The following is a 19,531-nucleotide window of genomic DNA, read 5'->3' as shown; positions in this document are numbered from 1 at the left end:
GCTGAGCCTCCGCTGAACGTGAGTCATGTCATAACAGCGGTGCTCTGAGTCACACGTCACCTCCCTTCCGGATACCGTGGCGCATATGGGACTCATAGATGACCTCAACACATGGCTCGGCAACGCCGAAGGGTGGCTGTGGACCTGGCTGGGCATGCCCGTCGTCGGGCTGCTGGCGCTGTACTTCACGCTGCGCACCGGCGCCGTCCAGTTCCGGATGCTGCCGGCCATGTTCCGTTCCATCACGGAGAAGCCGCAGTCCGACGAGGGTTCGAAGGATGACACGAAGTCGCTGTCCGCATTCCAGGCGTTCGTGATCTCCGCGGCCGCCCGCGTGGGCACGGGCAACGTGTCCGGCGTGGCGGGTGCGATCTTCATCGGCGGTCCCGGCGCCGTCGTGTGGATGTGGATCATGTGCCTCTTCACCTCCGCGGCGAGCTTCATCGAGTCGACGCTCGCCCAGCTGTGGAAGGTGCGCGCCGACGACACCTACAAGGGCGGGCCCGCCTTCTACATCCATCGCGGTCTGGGCAGCCGCGGGTTCGGCGCGTTCTTCGCGCTGCTCTTCATCTTCTGCTTCGCCCTGGCGTTCACCTCGCTGCAGGCGAACACGATCACCGATGCCGTGAGCGGTGCCGTCGGTGCCTTCGCAGATCCGGCGGGTCTGCCGTGGCTGCCGTTCCTCGTGGGCATCGTGCTCGCACTCTTCACCGCCGGCATCGTGGTCGGCGGGATGCGCCGGGTCGCGAACGTCGCCCAGAACATGGTCCCGGTCATGGCGGCCATCTACCTGCTGATCGGACTCATCGTCGTCGGCATGAACTTCGGCGAGCTGCCCCGCGTCTTCGGCCAGATGTTCGAGGGCGCCTTCAGCCCGCAGGCGGCTGTGGGCGGCGGCATCGGCGCTGCGATCGTCAACGGCGTGCAGCGCGGGATGCTCTCCAACGAGGCGGGCATGGGCTCGGTGCCGAACGTCGCAGCGACGGCCTCGGTCAGCCACCCCGTCAAGCAGGGCCTCGTCCAGACGCTGGGCGTCTACTTCGACACGCTGCTCATCTGCACGATCACCGCGTTCATCGTGCTCGTGGCCTTCCCGGACCCCTCGACCGGCGGCGAGGGCCTCCTCATGGTCCAGGAGTCGCTCACCGCGAGCCTGGGCGCCTGGTCGGCGATCCTCCTGGGCGCGATCATGCTGCTGCTCGCGTTCACATCCGTGCTGGGCAACTACTCCTACGGCGAGGCGAACGTCCACTTCCTCACGTCGAAGCGCGGCTGGCACCTGGCCTTCGGTCTGTCCGTCGTCGCGATGGTGTTCATCGGCTCCGTCATCTCCGTGGAGCTCGCGTGGTCCATCGCCGGGGTGTCGATGGTCGTGATCGCGCTCATCAACCTGGTCGTCATCACGATCCTCGCGCCGACTGCGATGCGCCTGCTGCGCGACTACCGGGCGAAGCTGGGCAAGGGGGAGGACCCGATCTTCCTCGCAACCGACATGCCGGACATCAAGAACGTCGAGACTTGGGCCCCGGAGGACGTCAGCGACTACGTCGACATCCACGACAGGACCTCCGCCCAGGGAGCCTGAGCCCAGCCGCTCACGTCCTCGCTGACCTCTCTCGCAGAGCCCAGCCGCTCACGCTCTCGCGAAACGCCGGTGACCGGTATGAAACACCGCGCCTGAACACGGTGTTTCATACCGGTAGCCGGCGTCTCGCCGTGTGTGCTGGTGGCTGTACCTGTGCGGGTCTCGTGCACGGGCCTCCGGCGGCGCCCGTCAGACGAGACCCACGACTGCGCCGTGCCCCTCAGGCGCGCCCCAGGCCCCACCCCTCAGACGCGGTCCTGCGCCCACCGGGCACCACCGGTGTACGACCGGCCGATGACCTGCGGCGCGGGCCTCGCGATCGCCGCCGAATAGTGGCCGATCAGCTGCGAGCACACGCTCTTCCACGTGCGGCCCAGCACTGTCTCCCGCGCCGTCCGCCCGAAGGCCCTCCTCTTCGCCGCATCACCGGCGAGGTCCGCGACGTGTGCGCGCAGCCCCTCGAGGTCGCCCGGGCGGTACAGCCACCCGGTGCGGGAGGAGTCGACGAGGTCCAGCGGTCCGCCGCGCGCCGGCGCCACGACGGGGACCCCGGAGGCCATCGCCTCCTGGATGGTCTGGCAGAACGTCTCGAACTCGCCCGGCGAGGCCATGATGTCGAAGCTCGCGACGGCCTGGGCCAGGGCGTCCCCGCCCAGGAACCCGGTGAAGTGGGCGTCGGGGAGCAGACGTCTCAGGCGGTCCTTCTGCGGCCCCTCGCCGACGATGACCAGCTTCACGTTCGGGACCGAGGACAGGATCCGCAGGTCCTCGACCTGCTTCTCCACGGCGAGGCGTCCCACGAAGCCGACGACGACCTCGGGCCCGGTGCCGTTCCCACTCACGCCGACCTTCGCGCGGAACGACGCGGACCTGTGGGAGGGGTCGAACCGCGAGGAGTCGACGCCGCGGGCCCACAGGCGCACATCGGATACTCCGATGCCGGTGAGCTGGTCGATCGTGTAGGACGACGGTGCGAGCGTGAGGGAGGCGTGCTGGTGGATGGTGCGGACGTGGTTCCACAGCACGGTCTCGAGGCCGCGCATCCCGTAGCGGGCGGCGTAGGCGGGGACCTCGGTCTGGTAGACGGCGACGGACGGGATGCCCAGATCCTGTGCGGCGAGCACGCCCCGCCATCCCAGGACGAAGGGTGAGGCGACGTGGACGACGTCCGGGTCGAAGTCCGCGAGCAGCCGCCGGATCCGGGCGACTCCGCCCGGGGCCACGCGGACCTTGCGGTACTTCGGCATCGCGAAGCTGGGGACTCGGAGGACTCTGGCACCTGCGACCTCGCGCGGACGATCGCCGCGACTGCCGGGTGCGATGACGATGGCTTCGTCTCCGCGCTCGGCCAGATGGTCGAGCACGCGGAGCAGGCTGTGGCTGACCCCGTTCATCTGCGGGAGGAACGATTCTGCGATCACTGCGACTCTCACATGGTTCATCTCACGTGACGAAGATGACGGATACCGGGTGGAACAGGTGACGTACCGGCGAACGCCTCGCGAATCCGCGGTGCTCTCCGGACCCGCCTGCGTTCTCACACCGGTCAACGGCGCCTGAACCACCGGTGAACATGTGTATTCTGCGGGTATCGGAGTCCCTGGGGACTCGCGGAGAACTTCGTCGGAGTGGGGGCTTCCAGACACATGCAGTGGGTCGTGCTCGTCGCTGTGATCGCGCTGGTGGCAGGCATCGTCGTACTCCTCACCACCCGCTACAACCAGCTGTCGCTCAACCGATCGCTCACGCGGGAGGCCCGTCGGCAGTTCGACGTGGCCCGCGCAGCCCGGCACGGACTCGTCCCCGTCTACGTCGATGCGGCCGGGCGCGTCCTGGGCGAGGATCCGCGCATCGGAGACCTCGAAGCGGCGGTGGCGAACGCGCAGGCCGTGCGCACCCGCATCGACGCCGGTGTCGCCGAGCACGTCGTGACCGATGCCGTCCGCGCCGTCGCCGCAGGCACCCGGGAGAGGGTGGGCACTCGGACAGAGTCCGGCAACAAGGCGGAGTCCGGCGCCCGGACGAAGGCGGCCTCCGCCGAGGCCCTGTGCCGGTTCGCCGACGACCTCCTCTCCCAGCTCGAGGCGCACGAGACCCACATCGGTACCGCGGTCCGGCATCACAATTCGAGCGTCCGCGCCTACACCCGTCGGCGTGCCCGGATCCTGTCCGCACCGTGGCGCGGTGTGTACGCGACGGTCGCGGAGATCGACTACACCCCGTCGGAGCTCGATGAGCACCACATCGATGACGATGCCTCGCCGGGTTCGGAGAACTACCGGCCCGGACGCGTCGGGGAGGGCCTGTGACACAGACGCCGGACGGCGACGCGTCCTCGGCTCCAGCAGTCCCAGCAGCCGCGGCACCTCCAGCAGCCCCGTCCCGGTTCCGGATCGACCTCGGATACGTGGGGACGGACTTCCACGGATGGGCGGCCCAGCCGTCCCTGCGAACCGTTCAGGGTGTGCTCGAAGAGGGGTTCGCCACAGTCTTCGGGGAGCGGGTGCGCACGGTCGTCGCGGGAAGGACGGACGCAGGCGTCCACGCGAGGGGGCAGGTGGTCCACTGCGACCTCCGGCCCGATGCGCTCGCCCATCTCACCGGCAGGGGGAAGCGGACCAGAGAGCCGGCCGACGGTCTGGTGAGCCGGCTGCGCGGGGTGCTCCGGCATCTGGGCGCCCCGGACCTCGTGATCCACGGGGCGCAGGAGGTGCCCGCAGAATTCGATGCGCGGTTCTCCGCCGTGTGGCGCAGGTACTCCTACCGCATCGCGGACGACGAGGCGCTGCGCGACCCCCTCGCGGCGCAGCACACGGTCGTCCATCGCGGGACGCTCGACCACGACGCGATGGCGGGGGCCGCCTACGAGGTGCTGGGGCTCCATGACTTCCTGCCGTTCTGCAAGCCGCGACCGGAGTCGACGACGATCCGCACGCTGCTCGACCTCGCAGTCGTCCGGGAGGATTCGGGGGTCATTGCGCTGGACCTGCGCGCGGATGCGTTCTGCCACCACATGGTGCGTGCGCTGGTGGGCGGACTGGTGCGTGTGGGATCCGGTGCGTGGAGCGTGACGGAGCCCGCGCAGCTGCTGGCGCGAGCGGAGGCGGGGGCGGACCGTGCGGAACTGCCGCCCATGCACCTCATGCCTGCTCACGGTCTCGTCCTCGAGGGAGTCGGGTACCCCGACGGGCCGGATGGATGGGCGCTTCAGGCGGAGTCCGCGCGCAACCGCAGGCAGCCGGGCGAGCTCCGCGGCTGAGCGCTGCTGCAACCGTTCATGGGAATTCACGCCGCATTCATGCGAACTCGGGCTATTCTTCGAGTGTATTCACAAGAATCTCGGACGTAACACCCACCTTCTGTTATGAGGACGACGATGAAGAAGACTTTCCTGCGCGGCGTGGTCGCTGGTGCGGCCGCCACGGGGATGGTGCTGCCACTGGCGGCGCTGCCCGCATTCGGCGATGCGCCCGCCGGCACCCAGGTCCAGCTGCTCAACATCACCGACTTCCATGGGCGGATCGCAGAGGCCGGCCACGGCGTCGCCTCCGTCGCCGAACGCGAACGCGCGGCCTTCGACGGTGAGACTGCCATCCTGACGGCCGGCGACGACATCGGTGCCTCCACCTACGCGTCGTCCTCGCAGGAGGACCAGCCCACGATGGATGTGCTCAACGCGATCGGTGCGGACGCCGCATCGGTGGGCAACCACGAATTCGACCGCGGCTACGCGGATCTGCGTGACCGCGTCAGCCCGAACACGGACTTCCCCAACGTCGGCGCGAACGTGTACGCGAAGGGCACGACTGAGGTCGCGGACGGGATCGACCCGTACGCGATCGTCGAGCAGGGCGACGTGCGGATCGGCGTCATCGGTGCAGTGACGGAGGAGACCGCACAGCTCGTGAGCCCGGGCGGCATCGAGGACATCGAGTTCGGCGATCCCGTCACGGCGATCAACGACGCCGCAGAAGAGCTCGAAGCGCTGCCGGACGACGAGAAGCCGGACCTGACGGTCCTCGCGGCGCACCTGGGACCAGGCGATGTCTCCGACCTGGATTCTGCCCTGTCGTCGAACGAGGAGTTCAACTCCGTCGTCACGGGTGCGGACGCGTCGATCGATGCGATGTTCTTCGGACACTCGCACATGCAGGCGAACTTCTCCGCCCCCGTGCCGGGCGACGACGGGCGCACGCGCCCCGTCGTCCAGTCGGGCAGCTACGGCGAGATCGTCGGCAAGGTCACGCTCACCAGCGAGGGCGAGGGCGACTGGTCGGTCGACGAGCAGGCACTGCTCGAGACCGCGGACCAGTCGTTCGACTCGCCCGTCGTGGATGAGGTCGACGGGATCGTCGCGGACGCCGAGGAGACGGCGAACGAGATCGGCTCCGAGGTCGTCGGGACCATCGACGAGGACATCACCCGCGCGTTCAACGAGGACGGTTCGGAGGACCGCGGCGGCGAGTCCCAGCTGGGCAACCTCGTGGCGGACGCCCTCAAGGAGGGCGTGGAGATGTCGCAGCTCGAAGAGGCCGACTTCGGCATGACGAACCCGGGCGGCCTGCGCACCGACCTGCTCGTCGATGACGTCTTCGGCGGCGAGGAGCCGGGCGAGGTGACGGTGGGCGAGCTCAACGCCGTCCTGCCGTTCGCCAACGACCACGGCGTCGTCACGCTCACGGGTGCGGACGTCATCCAGCTCATCGAGGAGCAGTGGCAGCCGGACGGGGCGTCGCGCTCGTTCCTCCACATGGGCATCTCCGACGAGCTCGACGTCGTCTACGACTCCGACGCGGAGCGCGGCGAGCACGTCGTGTCCGTCGAGTTCAACGGTGAGGAGATCGACCCGAACGCGGAGTACCGCGTCGCGACACTGAGCTTCCTGGCCTCCGGCGGCGACAACTTCTCCGCCTTCGCCAACGGCGAGTTCCAGCAGTCGGGCATCACCGACTTCGAGGTCTGGGAAAACTACTTCGAGACCCGCGACGTCGTCGAAGGGGATCCGCAGGAGCGTCAGGCGGACTTCGCGCTCGACGTCATCAACACGGAGGATCTCACAGCGTCGTTCGCCTACTCCGGCGGCGAGGAGATCGAGGTCGAGCAGGGCGGCGACGTCGGGCTCACCTTCATGACCGAGGCCGCGCGTGACATCGACGGCCCCTTCGACCTGGCGCTCGAGCTGCCGGAGGGCTTCTCCGCCGACCTCGCAGGAGTCGAGGACGCGTTCACGGCTGCGAACGCCACGGCTGCGGAGTCCGCAGTGCTCGAGAAGATCGCAGAGGGCACGACGGAGAGCGAGCTCACCGTCGCTGCCGGCGACGACGTGGAGGCCGGCGAACACACGGTCACCGCGACGCTGATCGCGGATCCGGAGCACGCGTGGTGGGACGACAACCCGCTGCCCGTCAGCCGTTCGCTCGACCTCACCGTCACCGTCACCGATGCCCAGCCGGGTGAGGACGACGATGACAACGGTTCCGATGACGGTGGCAACGGTGATGACGGCGGCAGCGGTGACGACGGTCGCGACGACGACAACGGCGGCGACGACAATGGCAGCGATGACGGCGGCAACGGCGATGACGGCCGTGACGACGATGCCCGTGACGATGACAACGGCGATCTGCCCCGCACCGGTGCAGAGCTGGGCGGCATCCTCGGCCTCGCTGCGGCACTCGTCGCAGCCGGCGGCGCGGCACTGGCGGCCAGCCGCAAGCGCGGCAAGGGGCTCTGACGGGTCAGGACCTCTGACTAGTCAGGATCACTGACTGGTGAGAAACTCAGCCGGACCAGTACCTCAGCCGGACCAGTACCTCGGCCGGGCCAGTACCTCGGCCGGGCCAGTACCTCGGCAGACGGAGGGCCCGCACGGAAACGTGCGGGCCCTCCGTCTGCAATCCCAAGGTGAATCTCCCGCCTGAATCTCCCGCCCATGATCGCCTGCACTCTCGAGTGAGTACAATCCGGTCTCAATGCGCCACAGGTCTCAATGCGCCACACCGTGGACCAGGTTGTACTCACTCGAGCACGAGACGGGCGGAGCAGGAGCCGTCCGCTCACCCTCACCCTCACCCGAGTGCGGGCTGCTCCTTCGCCTTCAGCCCCACCAGGTGGGTGAGGGCCGGTACCAGGAAGAGGATGCCGACGGCCGGGACGACGATGCCGGAGTCGTTGATGAACGTCCCCACGGTCAGCAGCACGGCCAGTGAGATGACGGAGGTGCGCAGCAGCGGCATGTCGCGATACCACTCGCGCAGCAGGGGGATGCGGAAGCGGGCGGGGGAGATGGCGGCCCACAGCACGGCCGCCAGCGCGAACGGCAGGAGCATCGTGAGCCAGCTCTGCGTGAGGATGTCGATGTTCATGCCGATCTTCCGCAGGAGCACAGCGCCGGCCTCACCGGTGAGGATCGAGTCGAAGAAGTTCCCGAAGTGGGTCCGCTGCTCCGCGGGCCGCAGCCAATCGAGGAACAGCACGAGCAGCATGAGGCCCGCCGCGCCGCCGCCGAACAGCAGCAGCCTGCGCCATGACAGCTTCACCCCGGCAGCGGTGAGCGCGAAGACGGCGGTGCCCAGGACGAGGGTGGGCACGGATCCGAACTTGGTGCCCAGCCCCGGTGTCGCGAGCAGAACGCAGGAGGCGAGCACCGCCACGATGACCACTGTCGTGATGGCCCAGCGGCGGTGCATCCAGGAGCAGACGACGCCCAGGCCCAGGAGGAGCGCGGTGCAGTACAGCGCGAGCGCGGAGTTGCCGATCCCGTAGAACCGGGAGGCGATGAGCAATGGCTCTCCCAGCAGCGTCGACATCTGCAGCGAGGAGCCCGTGATGACGTCGACGGCGAGCACCCCGACGGTCGTGGCGGCTATGAAGCCCAGAGCACCGGCCGGCAGCCTGCGCCACGGGCCCAGCAGCGCGAGCGCGGAGAGCACGATCGCCCACCCGACGACTCCGCCCAGCATCGCGACGTCCGCGGACGGCGACCGCTCCCACGGCAGCACGTTCACGAGGAACGTCGACACCGGCAGAGCCGCGGCGAGCAGCCCTCCGACCTTCATCGCGTTCGCGACCCGCCGCACTCCGCGGCGCTTGGCGATCACCGTGCACGTCACCAGCAGGCCGGCGAGCAGGAGCCCCCACGCGGCATAGAACCATGCGGAGATGTTCTCCTGGGTGAGGACGGCGGTCTGCCGGTCGATCATCGCCTGCTGCTTGTTCGCCGCGTCCGTGGGGCCGTCGACGAACGACAGGGGAGCCCCCGCCATTCCGCCGGTACCGGTGACGCCCGCGGACGCGAGGAGCGTGGGGGTGAGGTCCGTGACCTGCACGAGCCCGGGCTGCCGTGTGGACGACGAGGTGAGCAGCTGGGACGATCCCTGACCGCCCATCGGGCCCCCGGCTCCGATCCCGCCGCGCACGGCGGAGAACTGCATCCGGGAATCATCGGTGCGTGCATCGGCGATCGACGCGGCGATGATCGTGGGGGAACCCTCGGCGGGCAGTTCGTCGATCGATGCGAGGACCTCGCCGACCGCTTCGTCGATGCCCGCGACGGACTGTCCCGGCGAGTACACGCTGCCGAGGTCGACGAGCACGATGTCGGATGTCGACGACGCCGCGGCCACCTGCTCACCCACCTCACCGGGCTCGCGCAGGGGCTGCCAGTCCTCCGTGCGCCCGTCCGGCTGCGCCGTGCCGATGGCCGCGCCGGGGCCGATCCCGGTGACGCTGGCGTCGGCCTCCTTCGCCGTTTCGGTGAGCGTCCCGACGGCGGGCGTGTAGTTGTCCTCCGCGGCCTGGTCCAGGTACACGTCCCAGTCGGGCACCCACCCGCCGATCGGCTCCTGCAGCACGCGGCACGTGGGCCGGGGCTCATCCGCGGCGCGCCGTCCGGAGCTCAGCGCGAGCCACCCGTCCGCAGCACAGCTGGTGGGCCGTACGGAGCGTGGGGTGAGCGAGCCGACGGCGCTCTCGTCGATGAGCCGCCACAGGTTCGGCGTCCGGTTCGGATCGAGGTCTTCGAAGGTGACGCCCGCGAAGCCCAGGAAGACGACGGGGTGAGCGCTCGCCTCGTCCTGCGCGGGAGACGCCACCTCTGCTGGAGACGCCACCGCAGGTGCGGCCGCCAGTGCGAGGATGAGGATGACGGCCCACACCGCCGCGAGTGCGCGCCTCATCGGTCGGCCTCCACAGCTTCCGCTGTCGCCTCGGCCTCCACGGCCGACTCGGATGTCCTGTCCGCAGAGCCCTCACGCGCTGAGTCGGCACTGTCACGGTCGATGCCCACGCTCATGACGACGAGCATCGGTACGAGCATCATGGCTCCGGTCGCGGGGACCGCGACGCCGGAGTCGGTGATGACGAGTCCCACGCCCAGTGCGATGGCCGCGGAGAGGAAGCCCGCGTGGACGGTGGGGTGCGCGAGCGCCGGCGGCAGGGTGTTCGCCCACGGTCGCGCGAGTGCTGCAGTGGCCTGGTAGCGCTGCAGGTACGCCAGGCTGAAGAGGACGGTGAAGACGGCCAGCGGCACGACGATCGCGAGCGCCGGGTTGATGACCATGATCCTGAGGTTCGCCTCGAGCTTGCGGGTGATCACCTCGATGAGCTGACCGTCGAGGGCCTGGCCGAAGAAGTTTCCGAAGTGCGAGCGCTCGGCGGGCGGTCGCAGGTAGTCCAGCCCCGCGACGCCCACGATGATCGTCAGCGCACCCGCCCCGATGAGCGCCAGGCGCACGATGCTCACACGGATCCGGAAGAGGGACAGCAGCAGGACGGTGAATCCGACGAGCGCGGCGACGGTCCCGCCGAACTTCGCACCCCACGCCGGGTTGCCCAGGACGAAGACGGACACGAGGGCGAACCCCGCGACCAGCAGGCGCGCGGTCACGGTCCTGCCCGTGTCGACGAGTCGTGACGCGATGATGCCCAGGCCCAGGAGCGCTGCTGCGAGGAAGAGCGCGGCGCCCTGATTGCCCAGTCCGTAGAAGCGGCCCGCGACGATCGGGTTGTATCCCATGAGCGCGTTGAACTGCAGGCGCGAGCCCAGCGCGACGTCGGCGACGAGCACGACGGCGGACACCAGCGACACCGCCGCCACACGGCCCTGCCAGGTGCGTCGCCACGGTCCCGCGATCGACACCGCCACGAGGGCCGCCGTGCCCAGTGCGATCGCACCTGTGAGCCCCCACCCGGGCGCCGGCACGCGACCCCACGGCAGGACGCCGGCGGCGAAGCTCGCCATCGGCAGCAGCCCGATCGTGAAGCACACCCACGCGCCGGACGTCCGCAGCGCTGTGAGCGTGCGGGGCGTCTTCGTCCGCAGAGTCCGGACCACGGGCACCAGCAGCAGGATCGCCAGCGTGATCGTGAGCGCGTAGTGGATGACGTCGAGGAAGACGCTGAAGGTCTGCGCGTGCGTGTGGACCGTCCCGGCCTTGCGGGAATCCGCGACCAGGTCGTCCATGCGCGTGGAGGCGTCGTCGGACGGGTCGACGACGAATCCCGCGGGGGACGTGCCCTCCGATTCGAGTCCGACCTCCCCGATCGCTGCCGGCAGCACGTCGGTGAGCTGCACGAGGCCCGGCTGCCGGGTCGAGGAGGAGCGCAGCGTGCCGGGCTCGTAGGAGGGGCCCGCGGCGATGACCGCGCGCAGGCGCGAGGGGTAGTCGGCATCGCCCAGACCGGCGACGACGACGTCGGAGGTGTCCGGAGTCTGCTCGAGGACGCGACCCACGCGCGCGTCCAGTGCCGCGATCTGCCCGGTCCGCGTGCGGCCCAGCGATTCGTCGTTCCACGCGTGCCACGCGTTCGGCTCCCACGTGGGGTCCGCGGCGGTGCCCGCGTCGATGAGCGTGAGCGCGCAGGAATCGAGGATCTGCTCGTCCTCCTCATCCGCCGAGGTGCCGGTCGGGTCCGTGACCAGGCTCGTCGTCGGGGCCCAGGTCTCGACACGGCCCTCTTCGTCCGCCGCCGCGTACGCGGCTCCACGGCCGTAGGCCACTGTGCACCAGTCGGCATCCTCCGCGGCGCGGGTGAAGACACCCGGATCCGCGCCGTATCCGGAGCCTGCGTTCGCCGCGAGGACCCGCTCGAAGTCCTCGAAGGTGGCGGGCCCGGCCGCGACCGGCGTGCCGGCGGGGACCTCGGGGTCGTCGGAGACATCGGAGTCCACCGACGGTTCGGCGGCGTCGGGATCCTCTGCCTCCGGCGCCTCGGCGGCGGAGGCCGGGACGGGGTCGACCATCCGGGGGCACGAGGTGTGGGCGAGCAGCGGACTGAACCAGTCCGGTGTGAGGTCGACGCTGTGCATCCGCGCGCCCGCACCGAAGCTCAGCCAGCCCGCAGCCGCGCACGTGGCGGGCGTGAGTGTGCGGACCGCGAGGTTCGCAGACGCTCCGTCCTCCACCAGCGACCAGAGGTTCGGTGTGCGCTCCGGTCCGATGTCCGACAGTGTGAGACCGGAGGCGCCGATCACGACGACGCCGGTCGCGGCGTCCTCGTCCGCGGACGGAGCGCTGGATCCTGCGGGAGAAGCGCTGGATCCAGCGGTCTGGGCAGGCGCTGCGACGGCTGCGCCCGGGACGACGAGGCCCAGGACGCAGGCGACGGACGCGAGCACACGGAGGAAGAGCACCGTGTCAGCCTACCGGCGAAGCCTGCGGACCGGCTGGAGCGGGTTTGCAGGGTCCTGTGCGGATGCGGTAGATTTGAGCGTCGTTGCGTACGTCAGCACACGTTCCTCGCTAAGCCTCTAGTCGCGTTGCAGGTTTCAGGTGGGTCATCCGTGTCGGAAGCGTAGCGCGCACAGGACAGGCCCGTCCGCGAACTCGACGTCACGACTCGAGCAAGTGGGTGTGTATGGGCCCTAGGACTACTGACGAATGTAAGAAGGCAACTTTGCGTACGTACACCCTGAAGACCGGCGATGTTCAGCGCCAGTGGCACGTCATCGACGCCACTGACGTCGTTCTCGGCCGGCTCGCTTCGCAGACCGCGCGTCTGCTCCGCGGAAAGCACAAGCCGACGTTCACGCCGAACGTCGACTCGGGCGATTTCGTGATCATCGTGAACGCCGACAAGGTCGCGCTCACCGGTGCCAAGCTGGAGCAGAAGCGCGCCTACCGCCACTCGAACTTCCCGGGTGGCCTCAAGAGCGTCAACTACGCCGAACTCCTCGCGACTCACCCCGAGCGCGCGGTGGAGAAGGCCGTCACCGGCATGATCCCCAAGACTCGCCTCGGTCGGGCGCAGATGCACAAGCTCAAGGTCTACGCAGGCTCAGAGCACCCGCACTCAGCCCAGAACCCCCAGCCGTACGAGATCACCCAGGTCGCGCAGTAAGCGCGCGGGTCGAACAGCTTACCGAGGAGAATCGTGGCAGAGAACACAGTCGAGGACGTCGACCTCACCGAATACAGCACTGAGACCCCGGCCTCCGCTGGCCTGGGCGAAGCCGTGGCCGGTGGCCGCGGACAGTCGATCACCGCACCGGGATCGGGAGTGGGCCGCCGCAAGCAGGCGGTCGCTCGCGTCCGTCTGGTGCCCGGCACGGGCGAATGGAAGATCAACGGCCGTGACCTGGAGACCTACTTCCCGAACAAGCTGCACCAGCAGCTCGTGAACGAGCCCTTCCGCCTGCTCGATCTGGAGGATCGCTTCGACGTGATCGTCCTCATCAGCGGCGGCGGCCCGTCGGGCCAGGCCGGAGCAGTCCGCCTGGGCATCGCTCGTTCGCTCAATGAGATCGACCGCGACAACAACCGTGCGGAACTGAAGAAGGCCGGCTACCTGTCCCGTGACGCTCGCGTCCCGGAGCGCAAGAAGGCCGGACTGAAGAAGGCGCGCAAGGCGCCGCAGTTCTCCAAGCGCTGATCCAGCGCCTCTGCAGCATGCTGCGGAGCGGAACGTGCGAAGGCCCCCGACCTCTTGGTCGGGGGCCTTCGTGCTGTTCCATGCGCGTGCAGTGCACGCGAGGGCATCGCCGGGCCCCGTAGACTGGCGGAAAAGTCTCAGGAAGGATCCCTGCTTATGTCTCGACTCTTCGGCACGGACGGTGTGCGAGGTCTCGCGAACCGTGACATCACCGCTCGCCTGGCCCTGCAGCTCGCAGTGGCCGGCAGCCGCGTGCTCGCGCGTCCCGAGAACGCGCCGTTCGGCAAGCGCCCCGTCGCGATCGTCGGTCGTGACACGCGGGTGAGCGGCGAGTTCCTCACCGCCGCGACGTCGGCGGGGATCGCCTCGACGGGCGTCGATGTCCAGGACGTCGGCGTCCTGCCCACGCCGGGGATCGCCCACGCGGTGAAGGCGACGGGAGCGGCGTTCGGCGTCGTGCTCTCCGCCTCGCACAACGCGATGCCCGACAACGGGATCAAGTTCTTCGGCCAGGGCGGCACGAAGCTCACGGACGCGCAGGAGGACGAGATCCTCGATCTGCTGGATGCGGAGTGGGAGCGCCCCACCGGGGCCGGCGTCGGTCGCATCGCGCGCTACCCCGCCGCGGCGGACGAGTTCACCGAGCACCTGGTGCGCGGCCTGGGCGAGACGACGGATGCGAGCCCGCTGTCAGGCCTCACCGTCGTCGTCGACTGCGCGCACGGAGCGGCCGCGGTCGTCGGACCGGCTGCCCTGCGACAGGCGGGCGCGGAGGTCATCGTCACCGCCGCGGAGCCCAACGGCTACAACATCAATGACGGGGTCGGCTCCACGCACATCGAGAACCTGCGTGCCGCAGTCGTGGGACAGCAGGCGGATCTGGGCGTCGCCTTCGACGGCGACGCGGATCGCTGCCTGGCGGTCGACTCCCTGGGACGCGAAGTGGACGGCGACCAGGTCATGGGCATCCTCGCGCTGGGGATGAAGGAGGCCGGGACGCTCGCGGACGACACACTCGTCGTCACCGTCATGTCGAACCTGGGCCTGCGCCTGGCGATGGAGAAGCGCGGCATCGCGATCGAGGAGACGGCGGTGGGCGACCGCTACGTGCTCGAGCGCATGCTCAAGGGCGGCTACTCCCTGGGCGGTGAGCAGTCGGGACACGTGCTGCTCCTGGATCACGGGACGACCGGCGACGGCGTCCAGACCGCTCTGCACCTCATGCACCGCATGGCCTCCTCGAAGAGGACGCTCGCGGATCTGGCAGCAGAGGTGCCGAAGCTCCCGCAGGTCCTCATCAACGTCAAGGGCGTCGACAAGACCGCCGCCGGCGACGACGCGGACGTCCGGGCGGAGGTCGCTGCGGTGGAGGCGGAGCTCGGTGAGACCGGGCGCGTGCTCCTGCGCGCCTCCGGGACTGAACCCGTCATCCGCGTCATGGTCGAGGCCGCCACGCAGGAGGCCGCGCAGTCGCAGGCCGAGCGCCTCGCCGCCGTGGTGGGGGAGCGCCTGGCCCTCTGAGCGGGGCCAGGTCGTGGGGGCGGGAGCCGCTCAGCGGTCCTGGCTGAACTGCGTCCGGTAGAGCTCCGCGTAGCGTCCGCCGCGTGCGAGCAGGTCTGCGTGCCCGCCGCGCTCAGCGACCTGCCCGTCCTCGACCACGAGGATCTCGTCCGCCGCCTTGACGGTGGACAGTCGGTGGGCGATGACGAGTGCCGTGCGGCCCTCCATCGCCTCGCCCAGCGCCTGCTGGATCGCCGCCTCGTTCGTCGAGTCGAGCGCGCTGGTCGCCTCATCGAGGATGACGACGGGCGGTGACGCGAGCAGGAGCCTGGCGATCGTCAGGCGCTGCCGCTCGCCGCCGGACAGGCGGTACCCGCGCTCTCCGATGATGGTGTCCAGGCCGTCCGGGAGGTTCGCGAGCACACCGGTCAGGCGCGCGCGGTCGACGGCGGACTCCAGCTGCTCGTCGGTGGCGTCCGGCTTCGCGATGAGCAGGTTGTCGCGGATCGATTCGTGGAAGAGATGGCCGTCCTGCGTCACCATCCCCACGGCGTTCTGGAGGTCCTCGAACGACAGGTCGCGGACGTCGACGCCGCCCAGCTCCACCGCGCCACCGGTCACGTCGTAGAGGCGGGGCACCAGCGACGCGATCGTCGACTTGCCGGCGCCGGACGAGCCGACGAGCGCGACGGTGCGTCCCGCGGGGACCTCGACGTCGATGCCGTGCAGGACCTCCGTGCCGCCCCGCTCGTCCAGGATGGCGACCTCTTCTAACGAGGCGAGCGAGACCTCGGCGGCGGAGGGGTACGCGAAGCGCACGTCGCGGAACGCGACAGACAGTGCGCCGGACGGCAGCGGAGTGGGGTCGGCGGGCGGCCGGATCAGTGCCACGAGGTCCAGGACCTCGAAGACGCGCTGGAAGCTCACCACCGCGCTCATGATGTCCATGCGGGCGTTCGCGAGCATGGTGAGCGGACCGTAGAGGCGGGTGAGCAGCATCGCGAGCGTGACGACCTGGCCGGCGTCCAGCGGACCCGTGACCGCCTGCCAGCCGCCCAGCCCGTAGACCAGGGCCAGCGCCAGCGCGCTCACCAGGGTCAGCGCTGTGACGAAGGTGGCCTGCAGCATCGCGACGCGCACGCCGATGTCGCGGACGCGGCCGGCGCGCTCGGCGAACTCGGACGATTCGTGGGCGGGGGAGCCGAACAGGCGCACCAGCGTCGCGCCGCCCGCGGAGAACCGCTCCGTCATCCGCGTGGACATCGCCGCATTGTGATCAGCGGCCTCGTGCTGGAGCTTCGCGAGCCTGTCTCCCAGTGTGCGTGCCGGGATGAGGAAGATCGGCAGGAGGAGGATCGACAGGACTGTGACCTGCCACGAGATCGTCACCATGACGCCCACCGTGAGGGCGAGGGAGACGACATTGGACACGACGCCGGAGAGCGTGTTCGAGAACGCTCGCTGCGCACCGATCACGTCGGTGTTGAGGCGGGAGACCAGCGCGCCGGTGCGGGTGCGGTTGAAGAACGCGATCGGCATCGTCTGGACGTGGTCGTAGACGGCCGTGCGCAGGTCGAAGATCAGGCCCTCGCCCACATGGGACGACAGCCAGCGGTTGACGATCGTGAGGACCGCCTCCGCGATCGCGAGTCCGGCGATGCCTGCGGCGAGCCAGCCGATCGTGCTCAGGGGCCCACCTGCTGTGATCGCATTGACCACATTGCCGGAGAGCACGGGCGTGATCACGCCGACGACGGCCACCAGGACGGATAGCAGGAGGAAGCCGATGAGTCGGCCCTTCTGGCGTGCTGCGAAGCCGATGATCCGCCGGATCGTCGGACGGTCGATGCGGACGTCGCGGGCGTCGCCGCCCTGGCGCGCTGCTCGTCTGCCGCCGCATCATCATGTGCGGACTGGGCATACTCATGGGGCCTCCCTCCGTGCACGTTGAGCGCGCACCCGAAGGTCAACACCGGCGGCTGCGGTTTCATTTCCGCATCGTGGAGGGGTGGAGGGTGGAGGGGCCGGCAGCGCCCGCCCCGCTCAGAGCTTGCGCAGCTGGATGCGCGACACGGAGTGGTCCGAGGACTTGCGCAGCAGCAGATCCGCGCGACCGCGCGACGGCATGACGTTCTGGTGGAGGTTCGGGGCGTTGATGGAGTCCCAGATCTCAGTCGCGAGGTCCCTGGCCTCCGTGTCGCTCAGCTGCGAGTAGCGGTGGAAGAACGAGTCCGGGTCGGTGAAGGCGCCGTGCTTGAGGCGCAGGAACCGGCTGATGTACCAGGAGCGGACGTCCGCGGAGGCCGCATCGACGTAGATGGAGAAGTCGAAGTAGTCGCTCACCGCGACCCCCAGCTTGCCGTCTGCGCGGGGACGCGGCGGCTGGAGGACGTTGAGGCCCTCGACGATGAGGATGTCGGGGCGCCGGACCGTGATGCTCGCTCCGGGGACGATGTCGTACGTGTGGTGCGAGTAGACAGGTGCGCGGACTTCCCGGGCGCCGGACTTCACCGCCGCCATGAACCGCAGCAGGGCGCGACGGTCGTAGGACTCGGGGAAGCCCTTGCGCCCGCTCAGGCCTCTGCGCTCCAGTTCCGCGTTGGGGAAGAGGAAGCCGTCGGTGGTGAGCAGCTCCACGCGCGGGGTGTCGGACCAGCGGGCGAGCATCTCCCGCAGCAGACGTGCGGTCGTCGACTTGCCCACCGCCACGGAGCCGGCGACGCCGATCACGAACGGGGTGCGCTGGGGTGCGGGCTCGAAGCCCTCGTTCGCCAGGGGCGAGAGGAACTTGCGCGTCACGTCGTGCTTCTGGCCCCGCGCGGCGGAATAGAGGTTGAGCAGGCGCGACAGGGGGAGGTAGACGGTCTCCACCTCGTCGATGTCGATGCGCTCGCCCAGACCGCGCAGCCGTCCGACGTCGGACGTGGTGAGCGGGAGTGGGGTCGAATCGGACAGGCGCGACCACTGCTCGCGGGTGAAGTGCCAGTAGGGGGACTGGGCGGCTTCGGAGTCCTGACGGGGCGCGGGGCGCAGCCCGGCGAGCCTGCGGGCGGCATCGGAGACGAGGGACTCGTCGGCATTCGCAACCATGGCCACGATTGTTCCACGGTCGGACGTGAGGCACGTCTCCCGGGTGGGGGATGAGACGACCGGCTCAGCTCACAGTGCGGGGATCCGAGCCGATCCGAATGTCAGCGGTGCTGCACGCCACATGACGCCTGACCAGGGTCTTCTGCTTAACCATACATATGGTAGGTTCGTGCTGTGTCGACCAAGAGTGAGATCCTCGAAGGAGCGCAGGCCGTGCTGCGCCGCAGGGAGCCGCTGACCCTCGACTCCGTCGCCGCGCAGGTCGGCCTCACGAAGCCCGGCCTCGTCCACCATTTCCGGACGAAGGAGGCGCTCGCCGTCGCGGTGGTGGAGCACGTCGCCCTGCGCTGGCTGGACGGACTGAAGCGGTACGCGGGGGAGTCCCCGTCGCCGGTGGAGCGCCTGCGTGCGTACATCCGATACACGATGACCGACGACATCGACGCGAGCGACCTCGCACTGCTGTCCGACGCGAAGCTGTCCGGACAGCTCGTCGCGCTCTGGGACAGCACGCTCTCGCCCTGGATGGGCGAGGTCATCGATGCGTCGCCGTCGGATCGGGCTCGCTACCGCGCGGCACGTCTCGCCGCAGACGGCGCCTGGTTCGACCGCGCACTGGGAGTCGTCTCCTTCTCCCGCGAGGATCTGGCAGAGGTCCTGGACGTGGCGCTGAGCCTCACCCGTGCATCGCAGAGTCCCACCCACGAGCGGGGCCCCACTCACGAGCAGAGCCGCACGGGGGACCGGTGAGTGCCCGCACGCGCGCCTGGATCGCTCTGGCCTTCGCCGTGATCCTGGAGGTCGGCGGGTCGTTGTCGATGAAGGCCGCGCTCGAGGCCCCGTGGCTGTTCCTACTGACCGGTACGGGGTACGCGGGCGCATTCGTCCTGCTTGCGCAGGCGCTGCGGATGGGCATGCCTCTGGGCGTCGCGTACGGCGCCTGGGCCGCTGCCGGCGTCGCACTGACCGCGGTCCTGTCGGCAGTCGTCTTCGCGGAGCCCTTCACCCCGGTCATGGGGGTCGGCATCGTGCTGATCGCGGTCGGTGTGCTGTGCGTCGAGCTGGGAAGCTCCCTGCCTGCGACGGGGCGAGGGCAGCAGACACCAGGGCAGGAACCACCAGGGCCGGAGCCGCGGCGGCAGGTGGTCGACGTATGACGGCGTGGCTGCTGCTGGCGGGTGCGATCGTGCTCGAGGTCTTAGGCACCCTCGCCCTGCGGATGGGATCCCATGGCTCGCGGCTCTGGTACATCGCCGTCGGCGTCTTCTATACGGGGGCGTTCTCCCTGCTGGCGCTCGTCCTCGCTCAGGGCATGCCGCTCGGCGTCGCCTACGGCATCTGGTCGGCGGTGGGCGTCTCCGTCACCGCCGTGCTGGGCCGGGTGCTCTTCAAGGAGCCCTTCACCTGGCTGAGCGGGTTGGGCATCGTGCTCATCGTGGGCGGCGTGCTGTTGGTGGAGACCGGGGCGGCGTGATCGTCCAGTGG

15 protein-coding genes are annotated in these 19,531 nt (G+C 69.5%); 10 read left to right on the top strand and 5 right to left on the bottom strand.

Going from position 1 to position 19,531, the window contains the following annotated elements:
* Positions 1 to 85: 85 nt before the first annotated feature.
* The gene (locus BSP109_RS08550) at positions 86 to 1,585 is read left to right on the top strand and encodes a sodium:alanine symporter family protein (RefSeq protein WP_101600039.1); all 1,500 of its coding nucleotides are present in this window, start codon (positions 86 to 88) and stop codon (positions 1,583 to 1,585) included.
* Positions 1,586 to 1,830: 245 nt separating this feature from the next.
* Here the strand turns inward: BSP109_RS08550 and BSP109_RS08545 are convergent, their stop codons facing one another.
* On the bottom strand, positions 1,831 to 3,018 hold the full coding sequence (locus BSP109_RS08545; RefSeq protein WP_219618519.1) for a glycosyltransferase family 1 protein: 1,188 nt from the start codon (positions 3,016 to 3,018) through the stop codon (positions 1,831 to 1,833).
* Positions 3,019 to 3,213: 195 nt separating this feature from the next.
* Between BSP109_RS08545 and BSP109_RS08540 the strand changes: the two genes are divergently transcribed.
* From BSP109_RS08540 to BSP109_RS08530, 3 genes are all read left to right on the top strand, one after another.
* Positions 3,214 to 3,894, top strand: coding sequence for a hypothetical protein (locus tag BSP109_RS08540; protein WP_146001108.1), 681 nt, complete (start codon positions 3,214 to 3,216; stop codon positions 3,892 to 3,894).
* On the top strand, positions 3,891 to 4,844 hold the full coding sequence (gene truA / locus BSP109_RS08535) for a tRNA pseudouridine(38-40) synthase TruA (RefSeq protein ID WP_101600037.1): 954 nt from the start codon (positions 3,891 to 3,893) through the stop codon (positions 4,842 to 4,844). Before BSP109_RS08540 ends, truA begins: the two co-directional genes overlap by 4 nt.
* 117 nt (positions 4,845 to 4,961) lie before the next feature.
* Positions 4,962 to 7,319 (top strand): bifunctional UDP-sugar hydrolase/5'-nucleotidase, encoded by a 2,358-nt coding sequence (locus tag BSP109_RS08530; protein WP_101600036.1) that lies wholly within the window; start codon positions 4,962 to 4,964, stop codon positions 7,317 to 7,319.
* Between the two features lie 334 nt (positions 7,320 to 7,653).
* Here the strand turns inward: BSP109_RS08530 and BSP109_RS08525 are convergent, their stop codons facing one another.
* Positions 7,654 to 9,762 (bottom strand): hypothetical protein, encoded by a 2,109-nt coding sequence (locus BSP109_RS08525; RefSeq protein WP_101600035.1) that lies wholly within the window; start codon positions 9,760 to 9,762, stop codon positions 7,654 to 7,656.
* Positions 9,759 to 12,218 (bottom strand): hypothetical protein, encoded by a 2,460-nt coding sequence (locus BSP109_RS17275; RefSeq protein WP_180959659.1) that lies wholly within the window; start codon positions 12,216 to 12,218, stop codon positions 9,759 to 9,761. Before BSP109_RS17275 ends, BSP109_RS08525 begins: the two co-directional genes overlap by 4 nt.
* A gap of 263 nt (positions 12,219 to 12,481) precedes the next feature.
* On the opposite strand from BSP109_RS17275, the gene rplM reads away from it, so the two are divergent.
* The 3 genes from rplM (at position 12,482) to glmM (ending at position 14,977) form a co-directional block, all read left to right on the top strand.
* Entirely contained in the window at positions 12,482 to 12,925 is a 444-nt protein-coding gene (gene rplM, locus BSP109_RS08515; RefSeq protein ID WP_087005247.1) for a 50S ribosomal protein L13, read from the top strand.
* A 33-nt stretch (positions 12,926 to 12,958) separates the two neighbouring features.
* Positions 12,959 to 13,456, top strand: coding sequence for a 30S ribosomal protein S9 (gene rpsI, locus BSP109_RS08510; protein WP_087005245.1), 498 nt, complete (start codon positions 12,959 to 12,961; stop codon positions 13,454 to 13,456).
* A 156-nt stretch (positions 13,457 to 13,612) separates the two neighbouring features.
* Positions 13,613 to 14,977, top strand: coding sequence for a phosphoglucosamine mutase (gene glmM, locus BSP109_RS08505; RefSeq protein WP_101600034.1), 1,365 nt, complete (start codon positions 13,613 to 13,615; stop codon positions 14,975 to 14,977).
* Positions 14,978 to 15,007: 30 nt separating this feature from the next.
* Here the strand turns inward: glmM and BSP109_RS08500 are convergent, their stop codons facing one another.
* Both BSP109_RS08500 and coaA read right to left on the bottom strand, forming a co-directional pair.
* Positions 15,008 to 16,717 (bottom strand): ABC transporter ATP-binding protein, encoded by a 1,710-nt coding sequence (locus BSP109_RS08500; RefSeq protein WP_308297909.1) that lies wholly within the window; start codon positions 16,715 to 16,717, stop codon positions 15,008 to 15,010.
* A gap of 282 nt (positions 16,718 to 16,999) precedes the next feature.
* Positions 17,000 to 18,046 carry a type I pantothenate kinase gene (gene coaA / locus BSP109_RS08495; protein WP_087005236.1) on the bottom strand — a complete coding sequence of 349 codons (1,047 nt, stop codon included), beginning with the start codon at positions 18,044 to 18,046 and terminating at the stop codon, positions 17,000 to 17,002.
* Between the two features lie 174 nt (positions 18,047 to 18,220).
* Between coaA and BSP109_RS08490 the strand changes: the two genes are divergently transcribed.
* The 3 genes from BSP109_RS08490 to BSP109_RS08480 are packed head-to-tail and all read left to right on the top strand — an operon-like array spanning position 18,221 to position 19,520.
* Positions 18,221 to 18,796 carry a TetR/AcrR family transcriptional regulator gene (locus BSP109_RS08490; RefSeq protein WP_101600032.1) on the top strand — a complete coding sequence of 192 codons (576 nt, stop codon included), beginning with the start codon at positions 18,221 to 18,223 and terminating at the stop codon, positions 18,794 to 18,796.
* Positions 18,793 to 19,203, top strand: coding sequence for a multidrug efflux SMR transporter (locus BSP109_RS08485; protein WP_101600031.1), 411 nt, complete (start codon positions 18,793 to 18,795; stop codon positions 19,201 to 19,203). Before BSP109_RS08490 ends, BSP109_RS08485 begins: the two co-directional genes overlap by 4 nt.
* On the top strand, positions 19,200 to 19,520 hold the full coding sequence (locus BSP109_RS08480) for a multidrug efflux SMR transporter (RefSeq protein WP_101600030.1): 321 nt from the start codon (positions 19,200 to 19,202) through the stop codon (positions 19,518 to 19,520). The genes BSP109_RS08485 and BSP109_RS08480 overlap by 4 nt, the downstream gene beginning before the upstream one ends.
* Positions 19,521 to 19,531 lie beyond the last annotated feature (11 nt).

Source organism: Brevibacterium sp. Mu109 (assembly GCF_900169375.1).
Lineage (GTDB): Bacteria > Actinomycetota > Actinomycetes > Actinomycetales > Brevibacteriaceae > Brevibacterium > Brevibacterium yomogidense_A.
Note: the sequence above shows the minus strand (reverse complement) of the source record. Positions and strands in the feature narration are given on the sequence as shown.